Source organism: Nonomuraea roseola (assembly GCF_039535395.1).
GTDB lineage: Bacteria > Actinomycetota > Actinomycetes > Streptosporangiales > Streptosporangiaceae > Nonomuraea > Nonomuraea roseola.
The window spans coordinates 1,098,533-1,110,956 of sequence record NZ_BAAAXC010000015.1; the positions used below are offsets into that span (position 1 = coordinate 1,098,533).

Genomic DNA, 12,424 nt, shown 5'->3' on the forward strand with positions numbered 1-12,424 from the left:
TTCCGTTGCGCGGGGCTGAGGTTCGGCCGGAAACGGGAAAGGCCCCCGCCTTCTTCGGGCGAGGACCTTCCGTGGGGCGGGGGCTACTTGGTGAAGCCGACCGCGCTCCAGTCCTTTGTGGCGAAGCCGAAGGCGCCGTAGTTGGCCAGCGTCTTCTTGGCGGCGAAGATGCTCGGACGCTGGTACAGCGGGATCGTGTGCACCTCGTCCCAGATCAGCTTGTCGGCCTGGTTGCCCAGTTCGATGTACTTGACCGGGTCCATCTCACCGGCCGCCTGCTCGATCAGGGTGTCGAGCTCGGGCGAGCCGATGCGCGGGAAGTTGCTGCCGAAGTTGTCCTTGCTCGTCGGCTGCTTGTAGATCTGCGGCAGGGCGCCGTTCGGGAACGGCGTGCCGAGCCACGAGAACGGCACCAGGTCGAAGTTGCCCGGCGTGATGTAGTCGTCGAAGAACTTGTCGTCGGGGACCGGCTCGATCTTGACCTTGACGCCGACGTCCTTCAGCATCGCCTGGGTCAGCTCGCCCTCCTGCTTGGCCAGCGGGTAGGCCGCGGGGACGATGAAGCGCAGCTCGAGTTCCTTGCCGTCCTTCTTGCGGTACTCACCCTCCAGCTTCCAGCCGGCCGCGTCGAGCAGCTGCTTGGCCTTCTCGGGGTTGTACTTGCCCAGCTCGCCGGAGTTGTCGACGTAACCCTTGTGGGTGTTCATGTACAGGTGGTTGTTGAGCACCTGCACGGGCCAGTCGAGGTCCTTGAGGTCGGACTGGGTGATGGCCTCGCGGTTGATGCCCAGCAGGACGGCCTGGCGGACCGACTTGTCGGTCAGGTTCGGGGCCGAGCCGTTGACCGTGATGTGGCGCCAGTTGGGCGCGGCGGCCTTGCGGATGTCGACGTCCGCGACTGCCTTGGCGCGCTGGAGGTCGGCGGCGCTGGGGACGATCTCCAGCGCGTCGAGCTCGCCGTTGGCGAAGGCGTTGACCGTGGCGTCCGAGTCGAGCGCGCGGAAGATCACCTTGTCGAGCTTGGCCTTCTGGCCCCACCAGTTGTCGTCACGGACGAGCGTGATGGTCTTGGCGGTCTGGTCCATCTTCTCGAGCTTGAACGGGCCCGCCGTCACAGGGAACTTGTCGATCCAGCCCTTGTTGAACTCGGTGACGTCGGAGCTCGTGGAGGCGGGGATGAGAGGGGAGAACATGCCCTGCCAGTCCGGGTAATGCCGGGAGAAGGTCACGATGACGTCGTGGTCGGTCGCGCCCTTCTCCACCGACTCCACGCGGTCGTAGCCGTCGGTGGAGGAGACCTGGAACTTGTCGTCCGAGCCGTTGAGCGCCTTCCACTGCCCGACGTAGTCCTTGTAGGTGATCGGCGTGCCGTCGGACCACTTGGCCTTGTCGTTGAGCTTGTAGGTGACGACCTGCTTGTCGCCCTTCAGCTCCATCTTCCACTCGGTGACGAAGTCCGGGTTGTTGGTCAGCTCGGCCTTGTCACTGGCCTTGTAGATGGAGGGCATGGTGGCGTCGTAGACGTCGGCGACGTCCGCGTGCGTGCCGTTCACCTGGCTGTAGTTCCACTGCTGGTGCCACTGGGACAGCGCGAGGGTGATGGTGCCGCCGTCCTTGACCTGGTCGTAGGCGACCGGGTTGATCGCGCTGCCGGGCAGCGCGGCGGCCTGCTCCTGGGCGGCCTTGGCGCCCTCGGCCGTACCGGCGGCGGGCTTGTCGGACCCGCCACCGCAGGCGGCAAGGGCGAGAGCCAGCAGGGCCGCTCCAGCGGCGGCCTTGTAGCCAACCTTCACGAGTTCCTCACTTCGGGATAGTGGCAGGCGGCGCCATGGTCGTCGGCGTGCGCCAGCCGTACAACGGGGGGTTCTTCGGCCACGCACCTGGCGCGCTCGGGCTCGGGGAGCAGGGCGCGCTTGGGGCAGCGGGTATGGAAGCGGCAGCCCGAGGGGGGCTGCGCCGGGCTGGGCAGGTCGCCTTCGAGGATGATCCTTCGGCGTGAACGTTCCAGCTCGGGGTCGGGAAGCGGGATCGCCGACATCAGCGCCCTGGTGTAGGGGTGGGCGGGCGTGCCGTACACCTCGGCCACGGTGCCGATCTCCACGATCTTGCCGAGGTACATCACGGCGACGCGGTCGGCCAGGTGGCGGACCACGGACAGGTCGTGGGCGACGAACAGGTAGGACAGGCCGAGCCTGGCCTTCAGGTCCTCCAGCAGGTTGATGACGCCGGCCTGGATCGACACGTCGAGCGCCGAGACGGGCTCGTCGAGGACGATCAGCTTGGGCTCCAGCGCCAGCGCGCGGGCGATGCCGATGCGCTGGCGCTGTCCTCCTGAGAAGTGCTGGGGGTAGCGCTCGGCGTAGGAGGGGTCGAGGCCGACGAGTTCGAGCAGTTCGGCGACGCGGCCCTGGACGTCCTTGTGCCCGTGGGCGCGCAGCGGCTCGGCGAGGATGTCGCCGACCGGCATGCGCGGGTCGAGCGCGGCCATCGGGTCCTGGAAGACGATCTGAAGGTCGCGGCGGAGCTCCTTGCGCTCCGGCTTGGTCAGCTCGCCGCTGTCCTTGCCGAACACCACGACCCTGCCGCCCTGGGCTGCCTCCAGCTGCATGATCTGCTGCAGCGTGGTGGTCTTGCCGCAGCCGGACTCGCCGACGAGCGCGAGGGTCTCGCCCCTGGCGATGTCGAAGCTGATGCCGTCCACGGCGTGCACGGTGCCGACGCGGCGCTTGAACACCGCCCCCTTCATCAGCGGGTAGTGCCTGACGAGGTTGTCGAGCTCGAGCACCGTCTCACGACGCCGCGCGTCGCGGGGCGGCTCGGCGACGAGCTCGGGGGCTGGGAAGACGTCGACGCCCCTGAGCCCCTTCATGTCGATCTCGTGCGAGCGGATGCAGGCCACCCCGCGCTCGCCCACCTGGACGAGCTCGGGCTCGGCGTCTTCGCAGGCGTCCACCTTCAGCGGGCAGCGCGGCGCGAAGGGGCAGCCGGGCGGCAGCGCCGCGGGCGAGGGCGGGGTGCCCTCGATCGGCACCAGGCGCTGGTTCTCCTGGTCGAGCCGCGGGATCGAGGCCAGCAGCCCCATGGTGTACGGCATGCGGGGCTCGTAGTAGATCTCCTCGACCCGGCCCTGCTCGACCGGCTTGCCGGCGTACATCACCAGCACCCTGTCGGCCAGCCCCGCCACCACGCCGAGGTCGTGGGTGATCATGACGATGCCCGCGCCGGTCTCCTTCTGCGCGGTCTTGAGCACTTCGAGCACCTGCGCCTGGATGGTGACGTCGAGCGCGGTGGTGGGCTCGTCGCAGATCAGCACGTCGGGGTCGTTGGCGATGGCCATCGCGATCATAGCGCGCTGCCGCATGCCCCCGGAGAACTCGTGCGGAAAGGCCTTGGCGCGCACGTCGGGGTGCGGGATGCCGACCAGTTCCAGCAGTTCGACCGCCTGCCTGGCGGCCTGCTCCTTGGAGACCTTCTGGTGGACGCGGACCGCCTCGGCGATCTGGTCGCCGATCGTGTAGACGGGCGTGAACGCCGACAGCGGGTCCTGGAAGATCATGCTGATCGACTTGCCGCGCCGCTTGAGGATCTCCTGCTCGCGCATGCCGAGCAGTTCGTGGCCGTGCAGCTTGACCGACCCCGTGACCTCGGCGCCTGCGGGCAGCAGTCCCATGACGGCCAGCGAGGTCACCGACTTGCCCGAGCCCGACTCTCCGACGATGCCGAGGACCTCGCCCCTGCCGACCTGGTAGGACACTCCCCTGACGGCCTTGACGCCGCCGCGGAAGGTCACCGTGAGGTCGTTCACCTCGAGGATCGTCATGAGGTGCTCCCCGGGTCGAGGGCGTCGCGCAGTCCGTCGCCGATGAGGTTGATGAACAGGACCAGCAGGACCAGCAGGCCGGCGGGGAAGAGGAACAGCCACGGGTAGCTGATCGCCGTGCTGCCGCCTCCCGCCGAGATCAGCGTGCCGAGCGACACGTCCGGTGGTCTGACGCCGAACCCGAAGTACGACAGCGCGGTCTCGCCGATGATCGCGCCGCTCACGTTCATGGTGGCGTCGATGATCAGTAGGGAGGACAGGTTCGGGACCACGTGCCTGAAGATGATCTTCCAGTCCGGGATGCCCATGTAGCGCGCGGCGAGCACGTACTCCCGCTCGCGCAGGGAGAGCGTCATGCTCCTGACGACACGCGAGGTGATCATCCAGGAGAAGGAGGCCAGCAGCACGACGAACATCAGCCAGCTGCCGCTCTCCAGCCGTGGCGAGATGACCGCGATGATCAGGAAGCTCGGCAGGACGAGAAGCAGGTCGGTGCCCCACATGAGGATCTTGTCGAGCTTGCCGCCGAAGTAGCCCGCGAAGGCTCCGACGAGCGCGGCCAGACCCGTGGAGATGAGCGCGACCAGGAAGCCGATGAGGATCGACTTCTGCATGCCGCGCAGCGTCACCGCGAACATGTCCTGGCCGATCTGGGTGGTGCCCCACCAGTGGTCGGCGCCGGGGGGCGACCGGAAGGCGGTGAAGTCCTTCTGCTCCCAGGTGTACTGGCCGAACAGAGGGCCGAGGTAGGCCAGCGCCAGCAGCGCGAGCACCCCGATCAGACCGATGACGACCTGCGGCTTGGCCATCACCCTGCGCAGGACGACCTTGGAACGCATGTCTAGCTCACCCGCACTCTCGGGTCGAGGGCCGCGACGAGCAGGTCGGACAGAACCCCCGCCACCAGGACGCACACGGCGGCGAACAGGGCGACCGCCGCGACGGCGTTGGTGTCGTTGTGCTGGATCGACTCCACCAGCCACTCACCCATGCCGTGCCAGCCGAAGATCTTCTCGGTGAAGGTGGCGCCCGTCAGCATCGTGCCGAAGGCGAAGGCGAAGTAGGTGGCCGAGGGGATGAGCGCGGTGCGCAGGGCGTGCTTGACCAGCGCCGTCCTGCGGCTGAGGCCCTTGGCCTGCGCGGTGCGGACGAAGTCCTGACCCAGCACGTCGAGCATCATGTTGCGCTGGATGCGGCTGTAGAAGGCGATCTGCCCGAGACAGAGCGAGATCGTCGGAAGGATCAGGTGGTTGAGCCTGTTCAGCAGTTGGTCGGCGCCGCTGAGCGCCGGGTTGTACTCACCGGTGTATTCGATCAGCGTGTGCCCGACGGCGCCGTTGAGCCCGGTCGCGCCGATGGTCAGCAGCGTCGCCAGGACGAAGACCGGCACCGCCATGACGACGAACGAGGCCACGCCGATCGCTCTGTCGCTGATGCGGTACTGCCTGATCGCGGCGAAGGCGCCCACCGCGACCCCGAGCGCGGAGCCCAGCAGGGTGCCGATCAGCAGCAGGCGGAGGCTCACCCCCACCCGCTGGCCCATCTGCTGGTTGACCGAGCCGCCGTCCCAGGTCTTGCCGAAGTCGCCCTGGACGACCCCTGACACCCAGGTGCCGTACCGCTCCAGCAAGGGGGTCTTGTCGTTGAGGTTGTACTCGCTCAGCGTGCTGTCGACGACCCCGACGGGGATGGGCGGCTGGCGGCCTGTGTAGTTGGCGCGAGGGTTGAGACTGCTGGCGGCCAGCAGGTACGCGAGGCTCGCGGCGATGGCCACCAGGATGACGCTCGACAGCAGCCTGCGCAGCAGGTACGTGCCCATTGCCCTCCGTTCGGACGAACGGGGGCCAGGCAGCCTGAAGGAAGGGTCGCCCCCGCGACGAGATAGCCGTGACCGTCCCTTGGCAGGGGCTTGACGGCACGTCGCAGGTTATAGGGCTGTCCGTATTACGGATTTATCTCGGACCGGTAGATCGCAAGGGTCTGACCGGGCAGTCGTACCCAGTCCCTACCTGCGGTAACACCCTCCTCAGAGGCCAGCAGAACGGCCCCCAACGGAACGGTCAACGTCACAGAATCCGGACAAAAATTTACCATCACGATGAGTGACGATCGATGCACCATGAGCCATCTCGAGGCCTCGTCGAACTCGACCCGCACCCGGTCGAGACGGGGATCGGTGAGCTCGGGCATGGCCTTGCGCAGCGCGATCAGATCGCGGTACCAGCACAGCAGCGACCAGTGCTCCTCGTCCTTGAGCTCGCTCCATTCGAGCTTGGCACGCAGGAAGGTGTCCTCGGCCGAGGGGTCGGGCGCGATCCAGTCGTAGCCGAAGCCCTCGAACTCGCGCGCCCTGCGCTCGGCCTCCCCCTCGCGCAGCGCCGGCTCGACGTGGTCGGTGAAGAACGGGAACGGCGTGCGCGCGCCCCACTCCTCGCCCATGAACAGCATGGGCGTGAACGGCGAGGTCAGCAGGAGCCCCGCGCCCAGCTTCAGCGCGGTCAGCGGCAGCCTGTCGCCCGCGGGCCTGTTGCCGACCTGGTCGTGGTTCTGCAGGCAGCACACCAGGCGGTAGCCGGGAACGCCGCGGGCAGGGGCCCCATGCGAGCGCCCGCGGAAGCTGGAGTAGCCTCCGTCGTGGACGAAGCCGTTGGTGAGCGCCTTGGCCAGCGCCTCCATCGAGGCGAAGTCGGCGTAGTAGCCGTGCCGCTCCCCCGACACCGCCGTGTGGAGCGCGTGGTGCACGTCGTCGTTCCACTGCGCGGTCATGCCGAGGCCCCCCGCCTCCAACGGGGTGATCATGCGGGGGTCGTTGAGGTCCGACTCGGCGATCAGCGTCAGCGGACGGCCCACCGAGCAGGCCAGCGCGTCCACCTCGGCGGCCAGCTCGGCCAGCAGATGGACGGCGCGGCGGTCGTGCAGGGCGTGGACGGCGTCGAGCCGCAGCCCGTCGATGTGGTAGTCGCGCAGCCACTGCACGGCGTTGTCGATGAAGTAGCGCCTGACCTCGTCGGAGTCGGGCCCGTCGAGGTTCACCGCCTCACCCCAGAAGCTGCCCGCGTAGCCCGAGAAGTACGGGCCGAAGGGGTGGAGGAAGTTGCCCGAAGGGCCGAGGTGGTTGTAGACGACGTCGAGGATGACCCCCAGGCCCGCCCTGTGGCAGCCGTCGACCAGCTCCTTGAGCCCGTCGGGCCCGCCGTAGGTCTCGTTGACCGCGTAGAGGTCGACGCCGTCGTAGCCCCAGTTGCGCCCGCCTGGCACCGGCGCGACCGGCATGAGCTCCACGAAGTCGACGCCGAGCTCCACCAGGTGGTCGAGCCTGTCCAGCGCCGCGGTGAAGGTGCCCTCCGCCGTGAAGGCGCCCACGTGCAGTTCGTAGATGATCGAGCCGCGCAGGTCGCGCCCCTTCCACTCGTGGTCGCTCCAGGTGAAGCGGGCGTGGTCGTAGACGCGGCTGGGCCCGAAGATGCCCTCGGGCTGTCTGCGGGAGCGGGGGTCGGGATACGGGCCCTCCCCGTCGACGAAGTAGCGGTAGTCGGTGCCGTGTCCGGCCTCGGGCGCTTCGACCGACCACCAGCCGTTGTCCCTGCGTCGCAGTGGCCGCCGGCTGTCCGGCAGCGAGAGCTCGATGGAGGTCGCTCGGGGCGCCCAGACCTCAAAGATCATGTCTCTCCAGGAGTGCGACGGGGTGGCGGCTGAGCAGGTGTGCCAGGGGGGTGCGGCCGCTGTACAGGCCTCCGGTGAGCAGGTCGCGCCAGCTGCCGTGCGGCAGGGTGAGCGAGGTCGCGCCCCAGCCGCCGCGGGCCGCCAGCCGTACGGGCAGGCGGGTCGCCACGGCGACCGCGCGCCCCCTGCCGAAGGCGATCGCGTGCTCGGCGGCCTCCCCCTCGGCGGCCATCGGCTCGTACGGCGCGTCGGGGCCCAGCCTGCGCCTGAGCCTGAGCGCCTGGGTCGTGACCTGCAGCTTGGCCTCGTCCCACGCCGAGTTCGGGGCGCAGGGGAAGGAGACGGGCCGCCGGTTGTCGGGGTCGACCAGCGAGAAGTCCGTCCGCTCGTTGCCCTGGTAGACGTCGGGCACGCCCGGCATCATGAGCTGGACCAGCTTCTGGCCGAGCGAGTTGGCGACGGCGTGGCGGTCGACGAGGGCGGTGAAGTCGCCGATCGGCAGCTCGACGGCCTTGGCGGCGAAGGCGCGCAGACCCTCCTCGTAGGCGTGGTCCTGCGCGATCCACGAGGTGGCCGTCTTGGCCTCGCGCGCGGCCTTGAGCAGGTAGTCGGTGAAGCGCTCGGCGGAGATCGGCCACGCGGCCATGAGCGTCTGCCAGGCCAGGTAGTCGAGGTGCGGGTCGAAGGACACCTGCCGCGACCAGCCGCGCACCGCCTCGGCCCACTCGCCGGGCAGCTCCGACAGCACCTGGAGGCGGGCGCGCACGTCCTCCGAGCGCTTGGTGTCGTGGGTGGACAGCGTGGTCATCGTGAAGGGCCGCATCCCGGCGCAGAAGTCGTGGAAGTCCTCCACGGACAGGCCGAAGCGGTCGGGCTCGCCGCCCACCTCGTTCAGGCAGGCCAGGGGGTACCAGCGGTAGAGCGCGGTGTCCTCCACGCCCTTGGCCATCACCGGGCCGCAGGTCTGCTGGAAGCGGACGACCGCCTCGGGCGAGCCGTACAGGACGGCCCGCGCGATCTCGGGGTTCGGCGCGGCCGACTCCACGATCCGGCGCGCCACGGGATCCACCGGCTCGCCCGGCGTGACGTAGGCCCGGTAGACCGGCATCTCCACCAGCAGGTCGACGAGGTCCTGGACGGAGGCGCCCGCGACGCGGGCCAGGCGCTCGACCTCGGAGCGGAAGAACAGGTCGATGACGTCGCGCTTGGACCTGGCCATCACGGCGTGGTAGTCGGCGTCCTGCCCCGTCATCGCGGTGAACAGCGCCACCAGCGGCTGCCTGCCCTCCGGATCGACGAACAGCCCGTTGACCCTGTTGAGCACGTCGTAGCCGGTGGTGCCGTCGCACGCCCAGTCGTCAGGCAGCCTCTCGTCGCCGATGAGGATCTTCTCCACCACCGTCCAGACGCCGCCGCTCCTGTCCCTGAGCATGTCGAGGTAGCGGCGGGGGTCGGCCAGGCCGTCGGGATGGTCGATCCGCAACCCCTCGACCAGGCCCTCGTCCAGCAGCCAGAAGATGACCTCGTGCGTCGCGAAGAACACCGCCGGGTCCTCCACGCGCAGCCCGATCAGCGACGAGACGTCGAAGAAGCGCCGGTAGCCGGGGCCCTCCCGCCAGTCGACCACGGTGTAGTGCTCCGACTGCGGCAGGTCGTCGGCGAAGCGGTGGACGATCACCTTGCCCTCGCGCCACTCGATGTCGAACCAGTCCGCGTACGGCGAGGCCGCGCCCTCCTCGAGCACGGACAGGAACTGCGCGTTGGCGGTGTTCATGTGGTTGGGCACGATGTCCACCACGACGGCCAGATCGTGCGCGGCCAGCACCCCTGCCATCTCGCGGAAGCCCTGGGCGCCGCCGAACTCCTGCCTGATCCTGGAGTGGTCGACGACGTCGTAGCCGTGCAGCGAGCCTGGCACCGCCTGCAGCACGGGCGAGAGGTAGACGTGGCTGACACCGAGATCGCGAAGGTAGGGGGCGATCTTCGCCACCTCGGCGAAGCCGAAGTCGGGCGTCAGCTGGACCCGGTAGGTCGAGACGGGCCTAGACACCGCGCAGCACCCGCATCGAGCGTCCCGGCACCTGCAGATCGTCCCCCGCTCTGAGGATCCTGGTGTCCAGCATGATCGGCATCGCGGTGTCGATCTCGGTCAGCCACATCTCGCCGTAGTCCTTCGGGATCGTGAACTCGATGATGTCGTGGTGGGCGTTGAGCAGCACGAGAAAGGAGTCGTCGACGATGGGTCTGCCCCTTCTGTCTGGTTCGGTGATCGCCTTCCCGTTGAGGAAGATCGTCAGCGACCTGGCGTAGCCGACGTTCCAGTCGGCGTCGGTCATCACCTCTCCCGACGGAGTCAGCCAGGCCATGTCGTAGAAGAAGCGCCTGCGCCTGAACACCGGGTGCTCGCGGCGCAGCTTGGCCAGGCGCTGGGTGAACTCCAGCAGCAGCCAGTTGTGCCGCACGTCCGACCAGTCGACCCAGGTGACCTCGTTGTCCTGGCAGTACCCGTTGTTGTTGCCCTTCTGGGTGCGGCCGATCTCGTCGCCGTGGGAGAGCATCGGCACGCCCTGCGACAGGAAGAGCGTGGTCAGGAAGTTGCGCTTCTGCTGCTCGCGCAGCGCCTCGGTGCCGGCGTCCCATGAACGGTTGTCGTCGGTGCCGTCCCTGTTGTCCTCGCCGTTGGCCTCGTTGTGCTTCTCGTTGTAGGAGACCAGGTCGTGCAGGGTGAAACCGTCGTGGCAGGTGACGAAGTTGATGGAGGCGGCGGGGCGGCGGCTGTCGTTCTGGTAGAGGTCGCCCGAGCCGGTGAAGCGCGAGCCGAACTCGGGCAGCGTGGCGGGCTCGCCCCGCCACAGGTCCCTGATCGTGTCGCGGTACTTGCCGTTCCACTCGGTCCACCTGGCGGGGAAGTTGCCGACCTGGTAGCCGCCGGGGCCGACGTCCCACGGCTCGGCGATGAGCTTGACCTGCGAGAGCACGGGGTCCTGCTGCACGAGGTCGAAGAAGGCCGAAAGCCGGTCAACCGCGTGCAGCTCGCGGGCGAGCGTGGCGGCCAGGTCGAAGCGGAAGCCGTCCACGTGCATCTCGGTGACCCAGTAGCGCAACGAGTCCATGATCATCTGCAGCACCTGGGGCGAGCGCATGAACAGGCTGTTGCCGGTGCCGGTGGTGTCCATGTAGTAGCGCGGGTCGCCGTCCACCAGGCGGTAGTAGGTGGCGTTGTCGATGCCCTTGAACCCGAGCGTCGGGCCCATGTGGTTGCCCTCGGCTGTGTGGTTGTAGACCACGTCGAGGATGACCTCGATGTTCGCCTCGTGCAGGCTCTTGACCATGGCCTTGAACTCCAGCACCTGGCCGCCGCGCTGCCCCTGGCTGGAGTAGCGGTTGTGCGGGGCGAAGAAGCCGCTGGTGTTGTAGCCCCAGTAGTTGCTCAGCCCCCGCTCCTCCAGGTGCTGGTCGGTGACGAACTGGTGGACCGGCATCAGCTCCAGCGCGGTCACGCCGAGTTTGGTGAGATGGTCGATGACCTCGGGGTGGCCGAGCGCCGCGTAGGTGCCGCGGATCCGCTCGGGGATCTTCGGGTGCGCCATCGTCAGCCCGCGCACGTGCGCCTCGTAGATCACCGTCTCGTGGTACGGCGTGGCGGGCGGCCTGTCATGGCCCCACCCGAAGAACGGGTTGATGACGATGGAGCGCTGGACGAAGGGGGCGGTGTCCTTCGGCTTCGGGCGGTCACGGTCGTACAGGCACTTGTCCCACGTGATGGCGCCCTCGATCGCCTTGGCGTACGGGTCGAGCAGGAGCTTGGCGGGGTTGCAGCGCTGTCCCCTGGCCGGGTCGAAGGGGCCGTGGACGCGGTAGCCGTAACGCTGGCCGGGGCCGACGCGCGGCAGATAGCCGTGCCAGACGAACCCCTCCACCTCGGTGAGCGGAACCCTGGTCTCGTTCTGGTCGTCGTCGAACAGACAGAGCTCCACCTTGTCGGCGACCTCGGTGAAGAGCGCGAAATTCGTGCCCGCGCCGTCGTAGGTCGCCCCGAGGGGGTAGGGGTCTCCCGGCCAGATTTCGATCATCTAGGCTCCCTTCCGCTCTGGCCCCATGTTCACCCAGGAGGCAGCGGCTGCCTAGATGCCCACTTCTCGCCCCTGGATAACCCCGTATCGGTTACACACCACCTCCAGAAGCACGCGGTGTCCGTGACGCGGATGGGGCAGCACGACCACCTCACTCACCCAGCAGGCCGCCGCGATCACCTGGCGTCCGGCTTCCAGCTGGTCGGGGGTGGTTCCGGCTCTGCACCACACCCACACCCGCGCGCCGAAGGGGGCGGGGGCGCACCACAGCACGATGGGGATCTTGCCGCGCCTGTTCACCACGTACGCCTCGACGCATCCGACGCGGATCCGGTGCGCGAGGACCACGCACCGGATCCGCCCCCACACCTCCGACCTGGCAGGCGGCCAGAGGAGGACCGCGGCGAACAGCAGCACGACAGGGCCGAGCTGCCTGATCGCGAAGGAGAGCAGGACCGGCAGCCCGATCTCGTACCGCCACCGCCAGAGCACGACCAGGGGGTTGGGGCGTGCGGTGGGGGTCGTGGCACGATTCAGCTCGTCCAGCAGCCTGCGGTTCACGGCCGCTCCCTCCCCGAGCCCAGGCAGGTACGGCACGCGCCCCTCGTCGTCACGCCCTCCCCCGCGCAGTGCTCGCAGGGGATCATGGTGTCGAAGCGGGGATTGCGGTAGACGCGTATCAGCGGAGCGGGCCTGTGGACCGTCCAGCCCTGGCGCCTGGCCCGCGCGTCCTGCGCGTCGAAGGCCCAGGCCTCCAGGAGCTCCAGGAGCGCGCGAACCGGCGAACCGATCGCGGCTCTCGTGGTCAGGTGGTTAACGTCCATGGTGACTCCTCCGGTGGCGTCGGTGCGGGGCGGGTCTCTGTGTC

Annotated in this window: 9 protein-coding genes; all 9 read right to left on the reverse strand. The window is 68.6% G+C overall.

The genetic code is table 11. The features are described 5' to 3' along the window. Positions 1 to 83: 83 nt before the first annotated feature. Positions 84 to 1,793 (reverse strand): ABC transporter family substrate-binding protein, encoded by a 1,710-nt coding sequence (locus ABFX55_RS28200; protein ID WP_346125791.1) that lies wholly within the window; start codon positions 1,791 to 1,793, stop codon positions 84 to 86. Further along, a complete protein-coding gene (locus ABFX55_RS28205) occupies positions 1,790 to 3,820 on the reverse strand; it encodes an ABC transporter ATP-binding protein (RefSeq protein WP_346125792.1) in 2,031 nt (676 codons plus the stop codon). Before ABFX55_RS28205 ends, ABFX55_RS28200 begins: the two co-directional genes overlap by 4 nt. Beyond that, positions 3,817 to 4,659: an ABC transporter permease gene (locus ABFX55_RS28210; protein ID WP_183649240.1), complete on the reverse strand. Its 843-nt coding sequence runs from the start codon at positions 4,657 to 4,659 to the stop codon at positions 3,817 to 3,819. The genes ABFX55_RS28205 and ABFX55_RS28210 overlap by 4 nt, the downstream gene beginning before the upstream one ends. Before the next feature lie 2 nt (positions 4,660 to 4,661). Beyond that, positions 4,662 to 5,639 carry an ABC transporter permease gene (locus ABFX55_RS28215; RefSeq protein ID WP_346125793.1) on the reverse strand — a complete coding sequence of 326 codons (978 nt, stop codon included), beginning with the start codon at positions 5,637 to 5,639 and terminating at the stop codon, positions 4,662 to 4,664. Positions 5,640 to 5,764: 125 nt separating this feature from the next. Next, on the reverse strand, positions 5,765 to 7,483 hold the full coding sequence (gene treZ / locus ABFX55_RS28220) for a malto-oligosyltrehalose trehalohydrolase (protein ID WP_346125794.1): 1,719 nt from the start codon (positions 7,481 to 7,483) through the stop codon (positions 5,765 to 5,767). Continuing rightward, a complete protein-coding gene (gene treY / locus ABFX55_RS28225) occupies positions 7,473 to 9,533 on the reverse strand; it encodes a malto-oligosyltrehalose synthase (protein WP_346125795.1) in 2,061 nt (686 codons plus the stop codon). The genes treZ and treY overlap by 11 nt, the downstream gene beginning before the upstream one ends. Then, the gene (gene glgX, locus ABFX55_RS28230) at positions 9,526 to 11,556 is read right to left on the reverse strand and encodes a glycogen debranching protein GlgX (RefSeq protein WP_346125796.1); all 2,031 of its coding nucleotides are present in this window, start codon (positions 11,554 to 11,556) and stop codon (positions 9,526 to 9,528) included. Before glgX ends, treY begins: the two co-directional genes overlap by 8 nt. Positions 11,557 to 11,607: 51 nt before the next feature. Beyond that, entirely contained in the window at positions 11,608 to 12,117 is a 510-nt protein-coding gene (locus tag ABFX55_RS28235) for a hypothetical protein (protein ID WP_346125797.1), read from the reverse strand. Further along, a complete protein-coding gene (locus ABFX55_RS28240; protein WP_346125798.1) occupies positions 12,114 to 12,380 on the reverse strand; it encodes a hypothetical protein in 267 nt (88 codons plus the stop codon). Before ABFX55_RS28240 ends, ABFX55_RS28235 begins: the two co-directional genes overlap by 4 nt. Positions 12,381 to 12,424: the final 44 nt, after the last annotated feature.